Annotated in this window: 25 protein-coding genes; 12 read left to right on the forward strand and 13 right to left on the reverse strand. The window is 70.7% G+C overall.

Annotated features, from left to right (window positions below; genetic code table 11):
• A partial coding sequence (locus tag C1A38_RS25280) for a hypothetical protein (protein WP_102660214.1) occupies positions 1-437 on the forward strand: 437 nt, incomplete at its 5' end.
• Between the two features lie 137 nt (positions 438-574).
• Complete coding sequence (locus C1A38_RS25285) at positions 575-823, forward strand: hypothetical protein (protein WP_102660215.1); 249 nt, start codon at positions 575-577, stop codon at positions 821-823.
• A 216-nt stretch (positions 824-1,039) separates the two neighbouring features.
• Here the strand turns inward: C1A38_RS25285 and C1A38_RS25290 are convergent, their stop codons facing one another.
• Both C1A38_RS25290 and C1A38_RS25295 read right to left on the reverse strand, forming a co-directional pair.
• Entirely contained in the window at positions 1,040-1,966 is a 927-nt protein-coding gene (locus C1A38_RS25290; RefSeq protein WP_102660216.1) for an alpha/beta hydrolase, read from the reverse strand.
• Positions 1,963-2,304 (reverse strand): hypothetical protein, encoded by a 342-nt coding sequence (locus tag C1A38_RS25295; protein WP_102660217.1) that lies wholly within the window; start codon positions 2,302-2,304, stop codon positions 1,963-1,965. The genes C1A38_RS25290 and C1A38_RS25295 overlap by 4 nt, the downstream gene beginning before the upstream one ends.
• A gap of 74 nt (positions 2,305-2,378) precedes the next feature.
• Between C1A38_RS25295 and C1A38_RS25300 the strand changes: the two genes are divergently transcribed.
• The gene (locus C1A38_RS25300; RefSeq protein WP_102660218.1) at positions 2,379-2,966 is read left to right on the forward strand and encodes a helix-turn-helix domain-containing protein; all 588 of its coding nucleotides are present in this window, start codon (positions 2,379-2,381) and stop codon (positions 2,964-2,966) included.
• Here the strand turns inward: C1A38_RS25300 and C1A38_RS25305 are convergent.
• On the reverse strand, positions 2,918-3,352 hold the full coding sequence (locus C1A38_RS25305; RefSeq protein ID WP_102660219.1) for a VOC family protein: 435 nt from the start codon (positions 3,350-3,352) through the stop codon (positions 2,918-2,920). The genes C1A38_RS25300 and C1A38_RS25305 overlap by 49 nt on opposite strands.
• On the reverse strand, positions 3,328-3,900 hold the full coding sequence (locus tag C1A38_RS25310) for a cob(I)yrinic acid a,c-diamide adenosyltransferase (RefSeq protein ID WP_013735626.1): 573 nt from the start codon (positions 3,898-3,900) through the stop codon (positions 3,328-3,330). Before C1A38_RS25310 ends, C1A38_RS25305 begins: the two co-directional genes overlap by 25 nt.
• Between C1A38_RS25310 and murA the strand changes: the two genes are divergently transcribed.
• Together murA and C1A38_RS25320 are read left to right on the forward strand one after the other, a co-directional pair.
• Positions 3,899-5,341 (forward strand): UDP-N-acetylglucosamine 1-carboxyvinyltransferase, encoded by a 1,443-nt coding sequence (murA, locus tag C1A38_RS25315; protein ID WP_102660220.1) that lies wholly within the window; start codon positions 3,899-3,901, stop codon positions 5,339-5,341. The genes C1A38_RS25310 and murA overlap by 2 nt on opposite strands.
• 74 nt (positions 5,342-5,415) lie before the next feature.
• Positions 5,416-6,264 carry a 3-hydroxyacyl-CoA dehydrogenase family protein gene (locus C1A38_RS25320; protein ID WP_102660221.1) on the forward strand — a complete coding sequence of 283 codons (849 nt, stop codon included), beginning with the start codon at positions 5,416-5,418 and terminating at the stop codon, positions 6,262-6,264.
• A 139-nt stretch (positions 6,265-6,403) separates the two neighbouring features.
• On the opposite strand, the gene C1A38_RS25325 is transcribed toward C1A38_RS25320, so the two are convergent.
• The 5 genes from C1A38_RS25325 to C1A38_RS25345 form a co-directional block, all read right to left on the reverse strand.
• The gene (locus C1A38_RS25325) at positions 6,404-7,252 is read right to left on the reverse strand and encodes an ABC transporter permease (RefSeq protein ID WP_102660222.1); all 849 of its coding nucleotides are present in this window, start codon (positions 7,250-7,252) and stop codon (positions 6,404-6,406) included.
• Positions 7,249-8,097 carry an ABC transporter ATP-binding protein gene (locus C1A38_RS25330; protein WP_102660223.1) on the reverse strand — a complete coding sequence of 283 codons (849 nt, stop codon included), beginning with the start codon at positions 8,095-8,097 and terminating at the stop codon, positions 7,249-7,251. The genes C1A38_RS25325 and C1A38_RS25330 overlap by 4 nt, the downstream gene beginning before the upstream one ends.
• Before the next feature lie 126 nt (positions 8,098-8,223).
• On the reverse strand, positions 8,224-8,523 hold the full coding sequence (locus C1A38_RS25335) for a DUF1540 domain-containing protein (RefSeq protein ID WP_102660224.1): 300 nt from the start codon (positions 8,521-8,523) through the stop codon (positions 8,224-8,226).
• Positions 8,524-8,552: 29 nt separating this feature from the next.
• Positions 8,553-9,551: a polysaccharide deacetylase family protein gene (locus C1A38_RS25340; RefSeq protein WP_233197010.1), complete on the reverse strand. Its 999-nt coding sequence runs from the start codon at positions 9,549-9,551 to the stop codon at positions 8,553-8,555.
• A 105-nt stretch (positions 9,552-9,656) separates the two neighbouring features.
• Positions 9,657-10,277: a DUF4126 domain-containing protein gene (locus tag C1A38_RS25345; RefSeq protein WP_102660241.1), complete on the reverse strand. Its 621-nt coding sequence runs from the start codon at positions 10,275-10,277 to the stop codon at positions 9,657-9,659.
• A 71-nt stretch (positions 10,278-10,348) separates the two neighbouring features.
• On the opposite strand from C1A38_RS25345, the gene nucS reads away from it, so the two are divergent.
• The gene (nucS, locus tag C1A38_RS25350) at positions 10,349-11,008 is read left to right on the forward strand and encodes an endonuclease NucS (protein WP_102660226.1); all 660 of its coding nucleotides are present in this window, start codon (positions 10,349-10,351) and stop codon (positions 11,006-11,008) included.
• Positions 11,009-11,021: 13 nt separating this feature from the next.
• Here the strand turns inward: nucS and C1A38_RS25355 are convergent, their stop codons facing one another.
• Positions 11,022-12,524 (reverse strand): aldehyde dehydrogenase family protein, encoded by a 1,503-nt coding sequence (locus tag C1A38_RS25355; RefSeq protein ID WP_102660227.1) that lies wholly within the window; start codon positions 12,522-12,524, stop codon positions 11,022-11,024.
• Between the two features lie 218 nt (positions 12,525-12,742).
• On the opposite strand from C1A38_RS25355, the gene C1A38_RS25360 reads away from it, so the two are divergent.
• The 5 genes from C1A38_RS25360 (at position 12,743) to C1A38_RS25380 (ending at position 17,317) form a co-directional block, all read left to right on the forward strand.
• Positions 12,743-13,153 carry an FHA domain-containing protein gene (locus C1A38_RS25360; protein ID WP_102660228.1) on the forward strand — a complete coding sequence of 137 codons (411 nt, stop codon included), beginning with the start codon at positions 12,743-12,745 and terminating at the stop codon, positions 13,151-13,153.
• 32 nt (positions 13,154-13,185) lie between these two features.
• Positions 13,186-14,241 (forward strand): alpha/beta fold hydrolase, encoded by a 1,056-nt coding sequence (locus C1A38_RS25365; RefSeq protein WP_102660229.1) that lies wholly within the window; start codon positions 13,186-13,188, stop codon positions 14,239-14,241.
• A 138-nt stretch (positions 14,242-14,379) separates the two neighbouring features.
• Entirely contained in the window at positions 14,380-16,008 is a 1,629-nt protein-coding gene (locus C1A38_RS25370; RefSeq protein ID WP_102660230.1) for a 3-hydroxyacyl-CoA dehydrogenase family protein, read from the forward strand.
• Positions 16,009-16,115: 107 nt separating this feature from the next.
• Positions 16,116-16,442, forward strand: coding sequence for an Rv1322 family protein (locus C1A38_RS25375; protein ID WP_102660231.1), 327 nt, complete (start codon positions 16,116-16,118; stop codon positions 16,440-16,442).
• Positions 16,443-16,507: 65 nt separating this feature from the next.
• Entirely contained in the window at positions 16,508-17,317 is an 810-nt protein-coding gene (locus C1A38_RS25380) for an alpha/beta hydrolase (RefSeq protein WP_102660232.1), read from the forward strand.
• Positions 17,318-17,360: 43 nt separating this feature from the next.
• Here C1A38_RS25380 and C1A38_RS25385 read toward each other — a convergent pair whose 3' ends face one another.
• The 3 genes from C1A38_RS25385 to C1A38_RS25395 all read right to left on the reverse strand — a co-directional run bounded on the left by C1A38_RS25385 (position 17,361) and on the right by C1A38_RS25395 (position 19,472).
• A complete protein-coding gene (locus tag C1A38_RS25385) occupies positions 17,361-18,638 on the reverse strand; it encodes an AI-2E family transporter (RefSeq protein ID WP_102660233.1) in 1,278 nt (425 codons plus the stop codon).
• A gap of 100 nt (positions 18,639-18,738) precedes the next feature.
• Positions 18,739-18,921, reverse strand: coding sequence for a DUF397 domain-containing protein (locus tag C1A38_RS25390; RefSeq protein ID WP_102660234.1), 183 nt, complete (start codon positions 18,919-18,921; stop codon positions 18,739-18,741).
• On the reverse strand, positions 18,912-19,472 hold the full coding sequence (locus C1A38_RS25395; protein WP_102660235.1) for a Scr1 family TA system antitoxin-like transcriptional regulator: 561 nt from the start codon (positions 19,470-19,472) through the stop codon (positions 18,912-18,914). The genes C1A38_RS25390 and C1A38_RS25395 overlap by 10 nt, the downstream gene beginning before the upstream one ends.
• A gap of 361 nt (positions 19,473-19,833) precedes the next feature.
• On the opposite strand from C1A38_RS25395, the gene C1A38_RS25400 reads away from it, so the two are divergent.
• Positions 19,834-20,280 carry a hypothetical protein gene (locus C1A38_RS25400; protein ID WP_233197011.1) on the forward strand — a complete coding sequence of 149 codons (447 nt, stop codon included), beginning with the start codon at positions 19,834-19,836 and terminating at the stop codon, positions 20,278-20,280.
• Positions 20,281-20,336: the final 56 nt, after the last annotated feature.

Raw genomic sequence — 20,336 nt, forward strand, 5'->3', positions numbered from 1 at the left:
GCAAGTTGATCCCGCACGGTGTGCAGGGCGACCAGTCGCGTATCGATCTGAACGATGAGCAGGTCGCGAACACGAAGGCGATCATCGCGGCGACGAAGAAGGCCGGCATGGATGAGCGTGCCGCGGTCGTGTCGATTGCCACTGCGTTGCAGGAGTCGAAGTTGGAGAACCTGGGCCACCTCGGTGACCGCAACGATCATGACTCGCAGGGTTTGTTCCAGCAGCGTCCGTCCAGCGGTTGGGGCACGGTGGAGCAGATCACCGACCCCGAGTACTCCACCACCGCGTTCCTGAAGGGTCTGAAGCAGGTTGATGGTTGGCAGGACATGCCGCTGACCAAGGCCGCCCAGACGGTGCAGGTGTCGGCCTACCCGGATCACTACGCCCAGTGGGAGCAGCAGGCCGCTGACCTGGTCGCCAAGTACTGGAACAGCTGACCACCAGACCAACGCCCGACTGGCCGGACCCCACACCCGGGGGCCGGCCAGTTCGGCGTCTGGCGGCCTGTGCGTGACTGCAGGCCCGGTGTAGTCCGCCGCGCGCCCCGGTTGCGGCTCTCGGCGAGGATGGGGTCATGTCTGCGTGGGACAAGTGGCGGGGCCGCCTGGGCGTGGTCCTCGGTGCGGTCGGGCTGTCGGTGTTCATGCCTGTCGCGGCCTGGGCATCGTCGGGCAGCGGCGAGATCGTGGTGCGGGCGGGACAGAACGCACGCCCCGCCAAGGCGGGGTTCAGTGGCCTCGACTGCTGCCTGGCGGTGCTCTTCGGCATCGGTCTGCTGGTGGTGCTGCTCATCAAGCTCTCCCGCAACCGCCCCTCAGACTGACACCCCCACCGCCACCACCACCGCCACTGACACCGCCACGGCCACGGCCACCGCCCCCAGACGACACCGCCGCCGTCCACCCGCCCTACCGCTGCACGTCTCGTTGATCATGGCCGGAACGGCTGGCCGATGAACCAGGCCAACACCGGAACACCTGTAGACCAACACGGAAAGCCGGCACCCGATCTCGGGTGCCGGCTTTCCGGCGTCTTCACATCAGGTCAGCTCGGCGACACGGGCGCGGAGCCAGTCGACGACCGCGCCGGTGACGGCTGGATCGACCGGGTTGCGGATCTCCCGGCGGTACGCCCCCAGCGACGGCGGACCGGGCTGGTGTCGCAGCACGTGGGTGACGTCCGGCAGGAGTCGGGTCTGCACCGGGCCGCCGGCGTGCTCGGCGATGAGCGTCAGGTCGGCCGGGTCGACCTGGAGGTCCTTGCTGCCGGTGACGGCGAGGATCGGCGCGTTGATACGGGCGAGGTCGTGTCGTGGGTCGTACCGCAGGAACTCCCGCATCCACTTCGCGTTGATCCGCTGCCCGCCGATACGTGTCACGTCGGCGGTGGTGGCCAGGATCTTCTCGTGGTTGCGGGACACCCTGGCCACCAGGTTCAGACGCATGAGCCGCAGTAGCAGGCGTACCGGGGCGGGCAGGGTGGGCACGATCTGTGCTGTCTGCCAGCGCAGCACCTCGGCACCGAGCCGGGCACTGCTGGAGAGCAGGACCAGCCCGGCGGTGGTCACGCCACGCGCGGCGAGCGTGGTGGCGGTCAGTGCCCCTTCGCTGTGCCCGACCAGGAACAGCGCCCGGCTGTCCACGCTCGCGTCGGCCTCGAGTGCGGCGAGGGCCGCCTGGGCGTCGTCGACGTTGTCGTGGAACCCGGTGGGCCAGAACCCGCCGGAGCTCTCGCCGATCCCGCGCCGGTCGTACCGCAGGGTGGCGATGCCTGCGGCGGCCAGCGCGGCGGCCAGGTCCCGTTGAATGCCGAGGCGCATCCGGCGGTGGTCGCCGTCGCGGTTCAGCGGCCCGGAACCGGGCAGCAGCAGCGCGGTGGGGTGGGGCCCCGGACCGTCCGGCAGCGTGAGGGTGCCGACCAGGCGGTGACCGGCGGACTGGAACGTCAGTTCGCGGTCGGTGCTCACCGGCGTACCGCCTTCGCCACGGCAGCCGCGTCGTCGGTACCGATGACCAGGGCGTCGTACCGCTGGCCGGTGAGGGTGATGCGCACGGCCGGTTGGTTGGCGCGGACGCTGACGAACTCCTTGCCGGCCCGGCCGCGCCAGGTGCCGACCTTGCGGGCACCGGGCAGGCCGAGGCCGGGCGCCCGGATGCCTCGGGGGGCGCGCAGACCGTCGGGCTGCACGGTGACGGCGGTTACGGCGGAGCGCGGAACGGTGACGTCGCCCCGGAGCGCCCACAGCTTCTCGGCGGGGGTGAGCCGGACGCGGATCGAATCGGGGGTGAGGTCGATGGTGGCCATCGGCGCTCCTTCATGCTCGCTATAATCTCGTCAGCGATAACATTATCAGAGATGAGAACGATGGGGAGGCGTTTGTGGCCCTCGACACTGCTGAGCTGCTGCTGCATCCGGTGCGACTGCGGATCGTCCAGGCATTTCTGGGCGGCCGGACGCTTACCACCGCCGACCTGCGCGCCGAACTGGCGGACGTGGCCCCGGCGACCCTGTACCGACAGGTCGCCACCCTCGCCGGCCACGGAGTGCTGCGGTCAGTCGAGGAACGGCGCATCCGGGGTGCGGTCGAACGCAGCTACCAGTTGGACGAGGCGGCGGCTGCGGTGGACGCCGACACGATCCGCGGGATGACCCCGGAACAGCACCGGCGAGCCTTCCTCACCTTCGTCGCCGGGCTGCTCGCCGACTTCGACAGCTACCTCGACAGCGGTGGTGGTGACCTGGCCCATGACCTGGCCGGCTATCGGCAGAACGCGTTCTACGCCACCGACGCCGAGCTGGTCGAGTTCATCACCCGGATGCGTGAGCTGTTCGCCGAGTACGTGGCGCTCGGGCCGGGACCGGGCCGGACACGACGGTTGTTCACCACCGTCCTGCTCCCGGCCGACCCGGTGGCCGCTCAGGACGAGGGGGGCGCGCCGTCGGAGGCCACCAACTCCACCTCGTAACCCTGCCCGTCGGACAGGTACGCGGCGTAGGTGTCGGCACCGCCGGCGTACGGGTGGCGGTCGGGGAAGAGCAGTTCCCAGCCGTACGCCGGGGCCTGCTCGACAAGCCGGTCCACCGCGGCGGGTGGACCGGCGTGAAAGGCCAGGTGGTTCAGGCCGGGCGCGAGCCGGTCGTGGCGTCGACCGGAGAGCGCGGGCGACTGCTCAAGGACCAGGTACGTCGGGCCGAGCCGCCAGGAGTGGCCGGCCGGCCACTGCTGGAACGGTGTCCAACCCAGGTTTCCGAGCAGCCAGCCCCAACTGTGCATTGCTGCGCCCAGGTCGGGTACCCAGACCTCCACGTGGTGCAGGGCGCCGAACGTCACCGGCCTCCGCCGGGGACCCATAGCACGTCTCCGTCCGGATTTGCGGCTCTTGACAGGATAAAGAGCAGATCCGACAGCCGGTTGAGATACTTTGCCGGGAGGTGGCTGGTCCGGTCGGGGTCGTGTGCGACGAGCGCCCACGCCGACCGCTCGGCGCGCCGGGCGATCGTCCGCGCCACGTGCAGCAGTGCCGCGCCCGCGGTGCCGCCGGGGAGGATGAAGGAGTCGAGGTTGCTCAGGCGCGCGTTGTACTCGTCGCACCAGCCCTCAAGGCGCTCGACGTACCCCTCGGTGACCCGCAGCGGCGGATACTTGGGGTCCGGTTCGACCGGGGTGGACAGATCGGCGCCCACGTCGAACAGGTCGTTCTGGATCTGCCCGAGCACCGGACGCAGGGCGTCGTCGAGCTGTCCCAGGGCCAGTGCCACGCCGATGGCCGCATTGCACTCGTCGACATCGGCGTACGCGCAGATCCGCGGGTCTGTCTTCGACACCTGCTCGTTGTTGCTCAACCTGGTCATGCCGGCGTCGCCGGCCTTGGTGTAGATGCGCGTGAGGTGGACGGCCATGACGCACAGCCTACGGATACCGGACCTGACCATCCCGACCCGCCCGCAGCCGGGTACGGGCTGGTCCGCCGGGGTGGGACCGGGTGACGCGGGTGACCCGGCGATATCCGACGTCGATGTCATCCGGGTCAACGGTGCGGCCCGACTCGCCGGCACGGTGCACGTGGTCGGCGCGAAGAACTCGGCGTTGAAGCTGATGGCCGCCGCGTTGCTCGCACCCGGCCGAAGCGTGATCACCAACGTGCCGCGGATCACCGACATCGCCATCATGGGTGAGGTGCTGCGCAGGCTCGGCTGCGACGTGCGGTTCGACGAGGACGACCCGGTGGACCCGATGGTGGCGGTCGGCGGGGTGCCGCGTTCCCGGTCGGTCACCATCGACGTGCCGGAGCGGCCGGGCGTCGAGGCCGACTACGACCTGGTGCGTCGGCTCCGCGCGTCGATCTGCGTGCTCGGACCGCTGCTGGCGAGGTGCGGCTACGTGCGGGTGGCACATCCGGGCGGCGACGCGATCGGTTCGCGTGGACTGGACATGCACATCTCCGGGCTGACCCGGATGGGTGCCGACATCTCCGGCGAGCACGGCTTCGTGATCGCCTCCGCGCCGCAGGGACTGCACGGTGCGGAGATCACGCTGGAGTTTCCCAGTGTCGGGGCGACCGAGAACCTGGTCATGGCGGCGGTGCTGGCCGACGGCACGACGGTGATCGACAACGCGGCCCGCGAGCCCGAGATCGTGGACATCTGCACCATGCTCATCCGGATGGGCGCGCTGATCGAGGGCGAGGGCACGTCCACCATCACGGTCGTCGGCGTACCCCGGTTGCAGCCGGTGCGGCACGCGACGGTGGGGGACCGGATCGTCGCCGGCACCTGGGCCTTCGGGGCCGCGATGACCCGCGGCGACGTCACCGTGACCGGCCTCGACCCGAGCTACCTGGAGATCGCGCTGGACAAGGTGGTCGCGGCCGGCGGCCTGGTGGAGACCCGGGCGAACGCCTTCCGGGTACGGATGGACGACCGACCCCGGGCGGTGGACGTGGTGACCCTGCCCTATCCGGGCTTCGCCACCGACCTGCTGCCGATGGCGATCGGTCTGGCCGCGCTCAGCGACGGTGCCTCGCTGATCACCGAGAACATCTTCGACGGCCGGTTCATGTTCGCCAACGAGATGATGCGACTCGGCGCGGACATCAAGACCGATGGGCACCACGCGGTCGTACGCGGCCGCGAGCGGCTCTCCGGCGCCCCGGTACGCGCCACCGACATCCGTGCCGGCGCGGGACTGATCATCGCCGGGCTCTGTGCCGACGGGGTGACCGAGGTGTCCCACGTGCACCACGTGGACCGGGGCTATCCCGACTTCGTGGCCGACCTGCGGGCCCTCGGCATCGAGGTCGAGCGGGCCACCGCGCCGGAGGAACCGGAACTGACCATCTGAGCCGCCTTAGCCGTCGTTCAGGCTCGCCGACTAGGGTGCAGACAGACACTCGAATCGCAGCGAGGGAGCAACAGATGGCGGGTCGACTCGCGGTCGTCGGTGCCGGGCTGATGGGCTCGGGCATCGCCCAGGTGGCGGCGCAGGCAGGCTGGCAGGTGACACTGCGGGATCTGGACGACGCGGCGACGCAACGCGGCGTGGACGGCATCCGCAAGTCGCTGACCCGGTTCGCCGAGAAGGGGAAGATCTCCGCCGACGACGTCGAGGCGACGCTCGGCCGAATCACCCCGACCACCGACCTGGAGGCGGCGGCGGACGCGGACATCGTCGTCGAGGCGGTCTTCGAGCAGCTGGAGATCAAGCACGAGGTGTTCCGCGCGCTCGACCGGATCTGCAGGTCGGACGCGATCCTGGCCACCAACACCTCGGCCATCCCGGTGACCCAGATCGCGGCAGTCACCGAGCGTCCCGAGGCGGTCGTCGGCACGCACTTCTTCTCGCCGGTGCCGATGATGAAGCTCTGCGAGCTGGTCCGTGGCTACAAGACCAGCGACGCGACCCTGGAGGCGGTCAAGTCCTTCGCCGAGGAGATCGGCAAGACCGTGGTGGTGGTCAACCGGGACATCGCCGGCTTCGTCACCACCCGGCTGATCTGCGCCCTGGCCATGGAGGCGGTCCGGCTGGTCGAGGCGGGAGTCATCTCCGCCGAGGACCTGGACACCGCCTGCAAGCTCGGCTTCGGCCACGCCATGGGGCCGCTCGCCACCGTCGACCTGACCGGCGTCGACGTGCTGCTCAACGCGACCCGCAACATCTACACCGACACCGCCGACGAGAAGTTCTTCCCGCCGGAACTGCTCCAGCGCATGGCCACCGCCGGCGACCTGGGCCGCAAGTCCGGCCAGGGCTTCTACTCCTACTGACGGTGTGATGTAAGGAAGGGCACCTTATTAACGCCTCGTGCATAGGAAGGGCCCCTTATTAACAAGATCAGCTGGATCTCGTTAATAAGGGGCCCTTCCTCTACCGCAGGCGTTAATAAGGTGCCCTTCCTTGCACCCGTCAGCCGTCGCGGCGGGTGGTCCAGCGGAAGGTGGTCAGGCAGAGCACCAGGCCGATCACGCACCAGGCGCCCAGCACCAGCGCGACCCGGGTCAGCTCGAAGGACCCGCCCGGCTCGTTGGCGCCGAAGCTCTCCGGCAGGAAGACCGCGCGCAGCCCCTGGCACATCCACTTGAGCGGGAAGATGGCCGCCACCTGCTGCATCCAGGTCGGCAGGTTGGTGAAGACGAAGAAGACGCCGGAGATGAACTGGAGCACCAGGGCGATCGGGGTGACCACCGCCGAGCCGCTGCGCGCGGTGCGGGCCAGCGACGAGATGGCGATGCCGCACAGGGTGCAGGCGGTGATGCCCAGCGCGCTGACCCAGCCGAAGGTGAGCCACGCCGTCGCGGTGCTCGGCAGATCCAGGTCGAACAGGGCCACCGAGACGCCGAGCAGCAGGGCGGTCATCACCACGCCGGTGACCAACACCATGATCACCTTGCCGGCGAACCAGACCCACTTCGGCATCGGCGTGCCCCGGTAGCGCTTGAGCACGCCCCGGTCCCGCTCGATGGGGATCCAGATGCCGAGGTTCTGGAAGCTGACCGTCATCAGACCGGTCGCGATCATGCCGGTGATGAAGTACTGCGTGTAGCTGACCCCGTTGCCGAGATCGCCGTCGAAGATCGAGGCGAAGATCAGCACCATGATGATCGGGAAGCCGAGCGTGAAGACCACGGACTCCCGGCTGCGCAGGAACTGCCGGATCTCCATCCGTCCCTGACGCAGGGCGAGACTGGCCGGCCCCGGCCGGCGGGCGGGCGCGGCGGCGGCGACCGGGGCCGCCGGCTTCGTCGTGGTGGTCATCGGTGTCCGATCATCCGCAGGTAGATGTCTTCGAGGGTGGGCCGGGTGACGGTCAGGCCGGGCACCTCGCCGCCGAACCGCGCGGCCAACTCCGCCACCAGCGCCGTCGGCGTCGCGCTCTGCGCGCTCTCCGGGGTGCCTTCCGGCGTACGCCAGGAGACCGTGGCCAGGGCCTCCTGCCGGTTGCCCAGGCTGGTGGGTGGGGCCACCTCGACCAGTCGGCCGCCGGTGATGACACCGACCCGGTCGGCGAGCGCCTCGGCCTCGTCGAGGTAGTGCGTGGTGAGCACGATTGTGGTGCCGGCCGCGGCGAGGTCGCGGATCAGCTCCCAGAACTCGCGGCGGGCCTCCGGGTCGAAACCGGTGGTCGGCTCGTCGAGGAAGAGCAGTTCGGGGCAGCCGATGATGCCCAGCGCGACGTCCAGTCGGCGTTTCTGCCCGCCGGAGAGGGTGTGCGTACGGGCACGGGCTTTGCCGGCCAGGCCGACGCGGGCGATCACCTTGTCCGGGTCGTCGGCGTCGGGGTAGAAGGCGGCGAAGTGGCGTACCACCTCGGCGACGGTCAGCTCGTCGAACTCGCCGGTGCCCTGGAGCACGATGCCCACCCGGGCCCGCCACTGCGGGGTGGCCTCGGTCGGGTCGACGCCGAGCACCCGTACCTCACCGGCGTCGCGGTGTCGGTAGCCTTCGAGAATTTCCACGGTGGTGCTCTTGCCGGCGCCGTTCGGCCCCAGCAGGGCGAACACCTCGCCCCGGTGAACGTCCAGGTCCAACCCGGCCACCGCGACGTTGTCGCCGTACGCCTTGCGCAGTCCCCGGACGTGGATCGCCACGTCGTCACTCATGACGTCAAGTGTGCGACCCGTGCCACCAGGTCAGCTGCGTCGGGGGTGGTGGTTTCCACCACCCGAGGTGTTAAGAAGGGCCCCTTGCTTTACCGGAGGCGTTAACAGGGGGCCCTTCCTTACCGCTCAGCGGCGGGTGTAGGTCATGCAGTCGGCCATGTCGGCGTCGGGGCCGACCCGGATCGCGGGCGCCTGGCACTCCAACTGCTCGTTGTGCCGGCAGTCGGCCCGCTTGCAGGCGCCCACCTGCGCCTTCTGGCCGTCCGCGCCGGCCCGGATGGCCGGCATCTCGATGAACGTGTGGCAGTGGGCGTGGTCCATGCTGCCGATCGTGATGGCGAATGCGTGGCAGTCGTTCGTGTGGTTGTACGCACAGGCGGCCACCACGCACTCCTGGACGCGCGGCATCTCCAAGGCTGCGGTCATCGCGACCTCCTCTAGGTATTTGCCTGATTTTAGGCATCTGGGAGATCTGTACGGTCCGGTTCGCGGGATCCGGCACCGGCCTGGCCCGTGCCGAGCACCTCGGAGAGCAGGGCCGGTTCGAGACCTCGTTCGGCGAGACCCGCCAGGATGTGCGGCAGCGCCTCGTCGGTCATCGGCGCGTTGGCCTCGGTCACGTGCAGGACGATCACCGAGCCGGGGCGTACCTGGTCCAGCACGGCCCGCACGATCGGCTGCCAGGCCGTGGCGAACGGGTCGCCGCTGACCACGTCGCCGTCGACGACGGTGAGGCCGAGCGGGGCGAGTGCGGTGAGCGCCGCCCGGTCGTGGCAGAGCCCGGGGAACCGGAAGTACCGGGTCTGTCGACCACCGTAGGCGCTGACGAGGTCGAAGGTGCGGGCGACGTCGGCGGTCATCTTCCGGCGGTCGATGCGGGGCAGTCCGTAGCAGTCCGCGGTGAAGGCATGGTGCCCGTAGGTGTGGTTGGCCAACTCGAATCGCGGGTTGGCGGCCAGCCGCCGGGTCACCTTCGGGTACTGCTCCACCCACATGCCGGTGAGGAAGAAGGTGGCTGGGACACCGTCGCGCTCCAACCGGTCGATGAGCTTCAGATTGGCGTACGACGTGACGGCACCGCCGCGCAGGTGCCGTCGCATCGCGTCGGTCATGTCCGCGTCGAAGGTCAGTGCCACCTTGTTGCCCCGGCGTGGGCCGTGGTCGACCACCGGCGGCAGCGCGTCGGTCCGGGTCGCGCCGGGCAGCGTGTCGGCCGTGCCGGGCAGCGCCCCGGCCGGCGGGGTGGAGGGCACGTTCGACGGTGTCGCCGAGGCCTCGGGCCGGTCACCGGCACCCACCTCCGCCTCGACGAACCTCGCGCCTGATGCGGACCGCTGGCCGAGGTCACCATCGTCGGGCTGGCGCAGCGGGTTCAGGACGGCCAGCAGGGTGAGGGCACCGACGACGGCGGCGAGCGTCACCACGAGCGGAACGCGGGAAGTTTTCACGGACACCGGAGGATGATGTCAACCGCGCCCGGCGGCCGACATCATCCTGCCCGGCAGCGCCGGGGGCGGGTCGGAGGCGCAGTGCGTACGCCCAGGTGGGACGCGCCCCGGTCAGACGCGGAAGCCGGCCTCGCGGGCGGCCCGGCGTTCCCGGCGGCGTTCCGCCCGACGACGCAGGAACCAGGGCAGGAAGAGCAGGAAGGCGACCAGGAACACCAGCACCAGCACCGGCAGGATGATCGCCACCAGGGACATCACCACACTTGTGGCGTCCTCGGCGGTGCTCGCCACCGGGGCACCGACACCGGCCGTGGCCGCGTTGATGACCGGCCGGGCGGCGGACTTGAGCAGGTGGATGCCGAGGGCGATGACCACCCCGGCCAGCACCGGCAACCACTGACCCCCACCGGCGAAGAAGCTGTCGGGATCGCTGACCGTCACCGTCTCGGCGGCCGAGCCGGCACCGAAGGCCAGACCGCCCGCCGTCGGCCGGACCACCGTCTGCACCACGTCGTTGATGTGGTCCACCACCGGCACCTTGTCCGCGACGACCTCGACGACCAGCAGAGCGGCGAGGATCGCGAGCACCCAGCCGTTACCCAGCCACTGCCAGCCGCCGGGCAGGTCGATCACGCTTGTGTAGCGGGCCAGCCCGCCCATCAGCAGCAGCGGGATGTACGCGTTCAACCCCGCCGAGGCGGCCAGTCCGGTACCGGTGAGCAATTCGAGCACCATCTCAGCATCGCACCGGCACGCCAGTGGCGCTCGGCGGCGATCCGCGGTGCCTCCGCTACCCTCGTCGGGTGCGGTTGGTGATTGCGAAGTGCTCGGTGGACTATGTCGGACGGCTCTCGGCCCACCTGCCGCCGGCCACCCGGCTGCTGATGGTGAAGGCGGACGGATCGGTGTCGATCCACGCCGACGACCGGGCGTACAAGCCCCTGAACTGGATGAGCCCGCCCTGCCGGCTGGAGGAGGCTCCGGGCGTGTGGCGGGTGGTCAACAAGGCCGGCGAGGAGCTGCGGATCACCCTGGAGGAGATCTTCCAGGACACCTCGTACGAGCTGGGCGTCGACCCGGGGCTGCGCAAGGACGGTGTCGAGGCGCACCTGCAGGAGTTGCTGGCCGCCAACCCGGAGACCCTGGGCGAGGGCTTCACGCTGATCCGTCGGGAGTACATGACCGCGATCGGCCCGGTGGACCTGCTCTGCCGGGACGCCAACGGCGGCACCGTCGCCGTCGAGGTGAAGCGGCGCGGCGAGATCGACGGGGTGGAGCAGCTCACCCGCTACCTCGAACTGCTCAACCGGGACCCGCTGCTCGCCCCGGTGACCGGCGTCTTCGCCGCGCAGGAGATCAAGCCGCAGGCCCGGGTGCTCGCCACGGACCGGGGGATCCGCTGCGTCGCGGTGAACTACGACCGGCTGCGCGGCATCGAACGCGACGAGCTGACCCTCTTCTAGGGGCTTCCGGCTTCTAGGGCTTCCGGGCGTACAGCAGCTTTACCGCTTTGACCAGGCGGTCGACGTCGGCCTGGGTCCGCTCGAAGGTGGTGGACGGCAGCAGCGAGCGGGCCCGCCGGCGGGTGATCGCCTTGGCCCGGCCGAACTCCCGCAGCCCGTCCTCGCCGTGGATGCGACCGAAGCCCGACTCGCCGACCCCACCGAACGGCAGGGTGGACATCCCGGCGAAGGTCAGCGTCGAGTTGATCGAGGCCATGCCGGAGCGCAGGCGACGAGCGATCGCCACCGCCCGTCGCTCGCCGAAGACCGAACCCCCGAGACCGTACGGCAGGGCGTTCGCGCGGGCGAGCGCCTCGTCGGCGTCGCGGACCCGGTTGATGGTCACGGTGGGCCCGAAGGTCTCCTCGCGTACGGCGAGGGACTCCTCCGGCACGTCCACAAGCACCGTCGGATGGGCGTACGGCGGCTGAACCGAATCCGGGCCGCCCAGCGCGGCGCGTCCGCCCCGGGCCAGCGCGTCGGTGATGTGCCGGCGGATGACGTCGAGCTGGCTCGGCATGGTGATCGGCCCGATGTCCGCGCCGTCGGCACCGACGGTCAGCCGGCCGGCCCGCTCGACCACCTTCTCCACGAAGGCGTCGAAGACCGGCTCCACCGCGTAGACCCGCTCGATGCCGATGCAGGTCTGCCCGGCGTTGGTCATCGCGCCCCAGACGCACGCCTCGGCGGCGGCGTCCAGGTCGGCGTCGGCGTCCACGATCATCGCGTCCTTGCCGCCGGCCTCCAGCAGTACGGGGGTCAGGGTCTCGGCGCAGGCCGCCATGACCTTCTTCGCGGTCGCCGTGGAGCCGGTGAAGGCCACCTTGTCGACCCCGCTGCGGCACAGCGCGGCACCGATGTCGCCGAGCCCGTGCACGGCGGTGAGAACGGGCTGCTCCGGTACCACCTCGGCGAAGGTGTCGACCAGCCACTGCCCGACGAGCGGGGTGTACTCGCTGGGCTTGAAGACCACCGCGTTGCCGGCGGCCATCGCGTACGCGGCGGAGCCGATCGGGGTGAAGACCGGATAGTTCCAGGGGCCGATGACGCCGATCACGCCGTGCGGCTGGTACTCCAGGTGGGCGGAGAACTCCGCCAGGACGAGCCGGGACCGGACCTTGCGGGGGCCGAGTACCCGGCGGGCGTTACGGGCCGCCCAGTCGACGTGTTCCACGGCGGTGACGATCTCGACGATCGCGTCGGCGACCGGCTTGCCGCCCTCGATGTGCACCAGCTCCGCCAGCTGCTCCATCCGTTGGGCGATCAGTTGTCGCCAACGCAGCAGCCGGTCGCGTCGTGCGTCGAAGCCGAGCCCGGCCCACCACCGGCCCGCGGCACGGGCGCGCTCGACGGCCTGCTCGACGTCGGCGACGGTGGCGAGCGGAAGCCGTCCGGCCTCGGCACCTGTTGCCGGGCTGGTCGAGACCAGGTGATCGCCCTCGATCACGGGGGTGCCGGGCAGATGCACAGCCGTCATGGCCGGAAGTCTAAACCCGAAACCTACTCATCGGTAGGACGCGCGTCCGGGGTGGTGCGCCACGGCACCGGCCGGGCGAACGGGCGGTATTCGTGGAAGTGGCGAACGGAAGGTGGCTTGCTGGTTACTGCTCGATGGCCGGATGGGCGGTAGAGGTGACCGGTAGGTGATGGCAGGCTGGGTCGGGGATGGCGCAGAGCGTGGAGGTCTGACGGTCCATGGAGCAACATCCGCAACTGCTGCCGATGCTGACGGTGGCCGCCGGCCCGATGCGCGGGCTCGGTTTCCGGCTGCGTGCACAGCCGATGGTGATCGGCCGGGACACGGCGGCGGACATCGTCGTGCACGATCCGCACATGAGTCGTCGACACGCGGAGATCCGGCTGGCCGGTGACGGGGTTTCCCTGCTGGATCTCGGCTCCACCAACGGCACCTGGGTCAACGGGCTGCGCACCACCGGGCCGGTCTGCCTCACCGACGGCGACATGATCCTGGTCGGCCGTACCGAGCTGCGTTTCTTCGACCCCGCACTGGCACGGACCGACCCGGTGGGCCTGAGCTTCGGCGTGCCCCGGCAGGAACGGCGCGCCACGCTGGTGCTGCCCACCGGTGGGGGTCGGGCACATTGACGGGTGCGGCGCGGCTTGCCAGCATCGCGCGAATGAAGACCGAGCACCGCAGGGTGACAGCCAACGGAATCTCCCAGGCCGTCCGGGTGGCCGGCCCCGCCACGGGTGTGCCGGTGCTGCTCATCCACGGCAACTGCTCCTCGGCGGCTTTCTGGGAGCCACTGATCCGGCGGCTACCGGAGACGTTGCGGGTCGTCGCGCCGGATCTGCGCGGGTACGGCGACACGCAGACCGCGCCGGTGGACGCCGGGCGGGGCCTCGCGGACTTCGCCGACGACGTGGCCGCCCTGCTCAACGAGCCGAGCCTCTTCGCCGACGGGGCCCGACCGGTGGTGGTCGGCCACTCGCTCGGCGGGGGAGTGGCGATGCGCCTGCTGGTGGACCATCCCGACCGGGTGAGCGGGCTGCTGCTGGCCGCACCGGTGTCGCCGTACGGCTTCGGTGGTACCCGCGACCTGGCCGGCACGCCGACCACCCCGGATTTCGCGGGCACCGGCGGTGGCACGGCCAACGCCGACTTCGTGGCGCGGTTGGCGGCCGGTGAACGCGACGCGTCGGCACCCGCCAGCCCGCGCAGCGTGCTGCGCTCGGCGTACGTGGCCGACCCGGCCTCGCTCGGCGACGACGAGGAACTGCTGCTCGACAGCCTGCTCTCCACCGCCACGGGCACTAACAACTATCCCGGCGACGCCGTGCCGTCGCCGCACTGGCCCGGATTCGCGCCGGGAGGCCGGGGCACCCTCAACGCCCTGGCACCCGCACACTTCCGGATCGCCGACGAGTTGGTGGCGGTCACGCCCAAACCGCCGGTGACCTGGATCCGGGGCGACGCCGACGTGATCGTCTCGGATGCCTCCCTGTTCGACCTGGCCCGGCTCGGCGCACTGGGTGTGCTGCCCGGCTGGCCCGGGCCGCAGGAGTGTCCGCCGCAGCCGATGGTGGGCCAGACCCGCGCCGTCCTCGACCGGTACGCCGCAGCGGGCGGCAGCTACCGGGAGGTGACGCTGCCCGGCTGCGGGCACAGCCCGCACCTTGAGCGACCGGCGGAGTTCGTCGCGGAACTGCTCGCCCTCTGCCCCCACGCCTAGCCTGCGCTCTACCGCCGCGACCAGGTCGGGCTCGGCCCCCGCGCCTGCTGACCGTCCGTAGCGTGGGAGACTCGCGCCGATAGCCTTAGCGGCCGTTAACTACCCGGCCGCGCGGAGCGGACAGGGGAGGCCAGGGGCATGGCGCGCGAGTTCACCAGGGTGGGTGTGGTGGGGCTGGGCACCATGGGTGCCGGCATCGTCGAGGTGTTCGCCCGCAACGGCGTCGACGTCGTCGCCGTGGAGATCTCCGACGCCGCCCTGGAACGTGGACGGGCCAACCTGACCGGCTCGACCGACCGGGCGGTGGCGCGGGGCAAGCTCGCCGAGGCCGACCGGGACGCCCTGCTCGGCCGGGTCACCTTCGCCGTCGGGCTGGACGCGCTGCACTCGGTGGACCTGGTGATCGAGGCGGTTCCCGAGCGACTCGACATCAAGCAGCGGCTCTTCGCCGAACTGGACCGGGTGTGCAAGCCGGAGGCCATCCTCGCCACCAACACCTCGTCGTTGAGCGTCACCGAGATCGCGGTGGCGACCACCCGGCCCGACCAGGTGATCGGCATGCACTTCTTCAACCCCGCGCCGGTGATGAAGCTGGTCGAGGTCGTGCGTACGGTGGTCACCTCGGCCGACGTGGTGGCGGACGTGGAGGCGCTCTGCGTACGCCTCGGCAAGGTCGACGTGACGATCACCGACCGAGCCGGGTTCATCGCCAACGCCCTGCTGTTCGGATACCTCAACCAGGCGATCGGCATGTTCGAGGCCCGCTACGCCACCCGCGAGGACATCGACGCGGCGATGAAGCTCGGCTGCGGTCTGCCGATGGGCCCGCTGGCCCTGCTGGACCTGATCGGCCTGGACACCGCGTACGAGATCCTCGACACCATGTACCGGCGCGGCGGGCGCGACCGTCGGCACGCCCCGGTGCCGCTGCTGCGGCAGATGGTGACCGCCGGGCTGCTCGGCCGCAAGTCCGGCCGGGGCTTCTACACCTACGAGCGGGCCGGTTCCGGCAGGCTCGTACCGGACGAGTTGACGCCGACGGCCCCGGCATCGACCGATGGCGCGCGAGCCGTCACCACGGTCGGGGTGGTCGGCTCGGGCCCGCTGGCCGCCGGCCTCGTGGAGACCTTCACCGCCGCCGGGTACCAGGTCGTCCCGGTCGATTCTGCTGCGGAGTTGCCGCGGTTGGCCGACGTCGACCTGGTGGTCGAGGCGACGGCCGACGATTTTGACGGGAAGAAGACGCTCTTCGCCGGCCTGGGCGAGGTCTGCAAGCCGGACGCGGTGCTGGCCACCACCACCTCCGCGCTGCCGGTGATCGACCTGGCGATGGCCAGCGGACGCCCGGCCGACGTGGTGGGCCTGCACTTCGCCAACCCGGCCACCCCGCTGGTGGAGATCGTCGAGACCATCCGCACCTCGGCGGAGGCCACCGCCACCGCCCGCGCGGTCGTCGCCGCCCTCGGCAGGACCGGGGTGGTCTGCGCGGACCGGGCCGGGTTCATCGTCAACGCGCTGCTGTTCCCGTACCTCAACGACGCGGTACGGATGCTGGAGGCCGGCTACTCCACCACCGACGACATCGACAACGCCATGAAGCTGGGCTGCGGCTACCCGACCGGCCCGTTCGAACTGCTCGACACCGTCGGGCTGGACGTGGCGTTGGCCGTCCAGCGGGCGCTGTACCGCGAACTGCGTGAGCCCGGTCTCGCCCCGGCACCCCTGCTGGAGCAGCTGGTAACCGCCAACCGCCCCTTCCGGAGGTAAGGAAGGGCACCCTGTTAACGCCTCCGGTAGAGCAGGGGCCCCTTGTTAACACCAGTGGTGTCACCTCAGGGCAAGGCCGCCGCCAGCACGGTCGTACGCTGGATGACGTGAGCCCCCGTCGCAACCGCCCCCGACGCGATGACGCCGAGCGCCTGGACACCGAGCGGGCCCGACAGGGCGTCGCCTCGGTGCAGCAGTGGCGTGACGGGGACTGGCAGGTACGCGGAATCAGCGGCGGTTCGTCGGTCAAGACGTACCGTTGCCCCGGTTGTGACCAGGAGATCCGGCCTGGTGTGGCGCATCTGGTCGCCTGGCCCGCCGACGGTCGGGGCGACCTCACCGACAGGCGGCACTGGCACAGCGGGTGCTGGCGGGCCCGCGACCGCCGGGCACCCGTCATCCAGCGCGGACGCGGCGCACCCCGGCACGGCTGAGGCCGGCGGGGCGATCTTTGTCACCTCGGGCAGCGGGGCCGACGGCGACGCGGGAGGATGGCAGGGTGAGTGCACCGATTCGCGCATCGTCGATCCTGCCCGGTCGACGGGAAGACATCGAGCTGCACACCGCGGACGGGCTGTGCCTGGTCGGTGAGCTGGCGCTACCGCTCGACCGGCCACCGGCAGCCACCCTGGTCTGCCTGCACCCGCTGCCCACCCACGGCGGGATGATGGACAGCCACGTCTTCCGCAAGGCGTCCTGGCGACTTCCCGCCCTGGCCGACCTGGCGGTGCTGCGGTTCAACACGCGCGGCACCAGCAGCGTGCGCGGCACCAGCGAGGGGACGTTCGACTCGGCCGTCGGCGAGCGCTACGACGTGGCCGCCGCCATCGAGTACGCCGAGTTCCACGAGCTGCCCGACATCTGGCTGCTCGGCTGGTCGTTCGGCACCGACCTGGCCCTGAAGTACGGCTGCGACCCGGCGGTGACCGGCGCGATCCTGCTCTCGCCGCCGCTGCGCTTCTCCGAGGGGGCCGACCTGACCCCGTGGGTCGAGTCCGGCAAACCGCTTACCGCGTTGGTGCCGGAGTTCGACGACTACCTCCGCCCCGAGCAGGCCCGTGAGCGGTTCGCGGCGATCCCGCAGGCCGAGGTGGTCGGGGTGCCAGGGGCGAAGCACCTCTGGGTCGGTGACGCCGAGACCGTGCTCGACGAGGTGGTCCGGCGGGTCAACCCGGCCGTCTCCGTACCGCTGCCGACCACCTGGGACGGCCCGATGGAGACCGGCGACGCCAGCGCGTACGCCGACCGTACGGTGGCCGCCTTCGCCGACACCCCGGTAGCGGGCCCACCACAACGCCAGGCCGACTGAGGCAGCTGGCCTCGGGGCAGCGCCCGGCCGAGGGCTGGCCGGGTCAACGGGCGTCCTGGCGGGGGAGTACCACCTCGCGCAGGATCAGTTGGGTGGCGGCCACGGTCGGGATGGCGATGAGCGCCCCGATCACCCCCAGCAGGGACACCCCGAGCAGCGCCGCGACCAGCGCGGCGACCTCGTTGACGTGCACCGACCTGCGCATGATCTTGGGGTAGATGAGATAGTTCTCGATCTGCTGGTACACCACGAAGAAGACCACGCAGGCGATCCCGACGGACGGATCGGTGGCGAAGCCGACCAGGCTGACGATCACCGCGCCGAGCGTCGCGCCGATCTGCGGGATCAGGTCGGTCACCGCGACGACGACCGCCAGCGCGAACGGGTACGGCAGGCCGACGATCAGCGCGAACACGAACGTGGTCACGCCGGCCAGTACCGCGATGGACAGCGCACCGACCATGTACGCGCCGACCTTGGTCAGGATCTCGTCGCCGATGAGCTGCACCCGCTCGCGGCGGGAACGCGGCACCAGCGCGTAACCGAGATCGCGCATCCGGTCGAAGTAGACCAGGAAGTAGATGGTCAGCACCAGCACCGTCAGCACCCGGAAGACCGTGCCGAAGACCAGTTGGGCCCCGCCGAGCACCCCGCCCAGCGCCCGGCCGACCACGTCCGCGTTGGCCGCCTCCTGGGCCCGGCGCATCAGGTCGAACCGCACCACGAGATCGTTGACGGCCTCGTTGCGCCGCAACGTGTCCAGATAACTCGGTAGCTGGTCGAGGAACTGCCCGGACTGGATCACGATCGGCGGTACCAGGGCCAGCACACCGGCGGCGAGCAGCGCCAGCACCGTCAGCGTCACCGCAGCCACGGCCAGCCCGCGCGGCAACCCCGCGGCGCACAGCCGGACCACCGCCGGGTGCAGGCCCACCGCGAGGAACAGCGCGATGACCACCAGGACCAGGATCCCCGCCGCGTTGCGCAACCCCAGATAGACGACGTACGCGGACAGCACGCCGAGCGCACCGGTGAAGCCGACGAGGAAGCTGTTGCGCCGCAGCGGACGCCCCGGAATACCGAACCGACCGGCGTCCCCGCCCGCGCTGCCCGGTGCCGGAGCGGCTGGCTGCTCAGGTGGTGTCCCCGTGGATGCTGTTGGCTGCGGCTGCCGTGCTGCCGCCGTGGGTTCTGCGGCCTGCCGCTGTGGGCCGTCCTGCTGGTCTGGCCTGGACTCCTGTGGGCCGTCCTGCTGGTTCGGCTTGGACTGTTCCGGGCCGGGCTGTTCCGGGCCGGAGCGATGCGGGCCGTCGTGGGCCATCGGTCTCCCCGTTCACGCTCCGACGAGCATGCGTCGGTCGTCGATGCTGGCTCGTCCGGGCCGGCGGTTGCCGGGCCGCGACCCGGTGGTCGAGGTGGGGTTACCGCCGCTTGAGGTGACTGACGAAGGTCTGCCAGGTCTGCGGGGTGAAGGCGAGCACCGGCCCCTGCCGGTCCTTGCTGTCGCGGACCGCCACCGTGTCGGGCAGGTTGTCGGCCACCTCGACACAGTCGGTGTTCCCACTGCGGGTGGCGGTGCGCCAGGTCGCGCCGGTCAGGTCCATGACTTCGCCACTTCCGTGAGGAGTTCGATCGACTGTTGGCGGGACAGCGCGTCGTTGCGCACGGTCTCCCACCGCGCCAACAGGGTAGCCACATCGGACTCACCGTCGGTGGGTCGGGCGGTCAGCTGGGCCTCCTGGCTCGCCACCCAGCCTCCTTCCGCGCCCCGCGCCTCGTCGTCGCTGAGCAGGTCGTCGCAACGGATCACCGCGCGGGCGTACCCCTCGGTCTGCAACAACGCCGGGATCAGCGTGGGCTGGAAGATCCGCAGCTGACTGGCCAGGCGTTCGGCGTCCAGCCAGGGTAGGAACCAGGACGGCTGGCCCTCGCGCTCGGCGATCCGCAGCAGCGCCACCAACAGCCCACCGGAACGCAGCACCTCGTCGGCGCGGGCCAGCAACTGCCGGTCGTACGGTCGGCTGCCGGTCTCGACCGCGGAGACCATCGACGGCGAGTAGTGCACGAGTTTGCCGAACTCCTCCTGGCTCAGCCCAGCGGTGGTGCGCAGCCGGCGTAACTGGGACCGGATCAGGTGAGCACTCGTCTCCTCCACAGTGCCTCCACAATCGCGTACCGAGAATCGCTCATCAGTTGCCGGTGGTGCGGCGGTTGCGCAGGCCCGTCACGACCCCGCTCGATGACTTCCGACAGTAGTGCTCCGGTCAGCAGACTGTCAGCCATGCCGGACACGCTCGCTGCCAGCAGGGCGCGGGCGCGCCCTGGCCGGGTCGCCCCGACACCCCCGGTGGGCGCCCAGGGCCGCCCACCCATTCCCCCTGGTGGGCGTCCCCTCCCCAATCACTCTGGGTACGTTTGTTGTCGCTGGAGCAGCAAGAAACGTACCCGAACCTGCCGTCACGGAGGTCGACGTGCGTGTTCGCTGCTATCAGCGCCCGAAGCTCCTGGGGCTGGCGATGGTGGGTGGCCTCGTGTCGGCGGCGTCGGGCAACCGGGAAGCGGCCGCGATCAGCACCCGGCTGCCGACCCCGGGCCGTGGCCCCCGCCCCGAGCGACCCCGCGCCACCGGCCACGACACCCCACACACCCCGCTGCGACCGATGTGGTGCTGTCGCGCCGACGGCCAGCCCTGGCCCTGCGCACAGGCCCGGCTCCTGCTGCGAGCGGAGTACGACCAGAATCCGGTCGGCCTGTCGATCTATCTCGCCGGTCTGATGTACGAGGCGATGCGCGACCTCTACCGACTCAACCCCTACGACGGGCCGGAACCCGCGGCGCTGTTCGACCGCTTCCTCGCCTGGGGCCCACGCCGCCGCCCGACGTCCGAGCAGCCACCGCCCGGCACGACCCGCCTGACTGTCGCCTGGCATGCCAGCACCTGCCGCCCAGCACGACCGGCCTGACCTGGTGGCTCGCCGCCCGGCATGCCAGCACCCACCGCCCGGCACGACCTGCCTGA

The organism is Verrucosispora sp. ts21 (assembly GCF_002879555.1).
Classification (GTDB): domain Bacteria; phylum Actinomycetota; class Actinomycetes; order Mycobacteriales; family Micromonosporaceae; genus Micromonospora; species Micromonospora gifhornensis.

Bases quoted from the DNA above. Each gene is read 5' to 3' on its own strand.
- C1A38_RS25320 (WP_102660221.1), top strand. From the start codon at position 5,416: ATGGCGGGTCGACTCGCGGTCGTCGGTGCCGGGCTGATGGGCTCGGGC.
- C1A38_RS25295 (WP_102660217.1), bottom strand. From the start codon at position 2,304: ATGGCCACCATCGACCTCACCCCCGATTCGATCCGCGTCCGGCTCACC.
- C1A38_RS25400 (WP_233197011.1), top strand. From the start codon at position 19,834: ATGGTGGGTGGCCTCGTGTCGGCGGCGTCGGGCAACCGGGAAGCGGCC.
- C1A38_RS25310 (WP_013735626.1), bottom strand. From the start codon at position 3,900: ATGGCCGTCCACCTCACGCGCATCTACACCAAGGCCGGCGACGCCGGC.
- C1A38_RS25355 (WP_102660227.1), bottom strand. From the start codon at position 12,524: ATGACGGCTGTGCATCTGCCCGGCACCCCCGTGATCGAGGGCGATCAC.
- C1A38_RS25285 (WP_102660215.1), top strand. From the start codon at position 575: ATGTCTGCGTGGGACAAGTGGCGGGGCCGCCTGGGCGTGGTCCTCGGT.
- C1A38_RS25305 (WP_102660219.1), bottom strand. From the start codon at position 3,352: ATGGGTCCCCGGCGGAGGCCGGTGACGTTCGGCGCCCTGCACCACGTG.
- C1A38_RS25370 (WP_102660230.1), top strand. From the start codon at position 14,380: ATGGCGCGCGAGTTCACCAGGGTGGGTGTGGTGGGGCTGGGCACCATG.
- murA (WP_102660220.1), top strand. From the start codon at position 3,899: ATGACGCACAGCCTACGGATACCGGACCTGACCATCCCGACCCGCCCG.
- C1A38_RS25390 (WP_102660234.1), bottom strand. From the start codon at position 18,921: ATGGACCTGACCGGCGCGACCTGGCGCACCGCCACCCGCAGTGGGAAC.
- C1A38_RS25330 (WP_102660223.1), bottom strand. From the start codon at position 8,097: ATGAGTGACGACGTGGCGATCCACGTCCGGGGACTGCGCAAGGCGTAC.
- C1A38_RS25325 (WP_102660222.1), bottom strand. From the start codon at position 7,252: ATGACCACCACGACGAAGCCGGCGGCCCCGGTCGCCGCCGCCGCGCCC.
- C1A38_RS25335 (WP_102660224.1), bottom strand. From the start codon at position 8,523: ATGACCGCAGCCTTGGAGATGCCGCGCGTCCAGGAGTGCGTGGTGGCC.
- C1A38_RS25385 (WP_102660233.1), bottom strand. From the start codon at position 18,638: ATGGCCCACGACGGCCCGCATCGCTCCGGCCCGGAACAGCCCGGCCCG.
- C1A38_RS25365 (WP_102660229.1), top strand. From the start codon at position 13,186: ATGAAGACCGAGCACCGCAGGGTGACAGCCAACGGAATCTCCCAGGCC.
- C1A38_RS25360 (WP_102660228.1), top strand. From the start codon at position 12,743: ATGGAGCAACATCCGCAACTGCTGCCGATGCTGACGGTGGCCGCCGGC.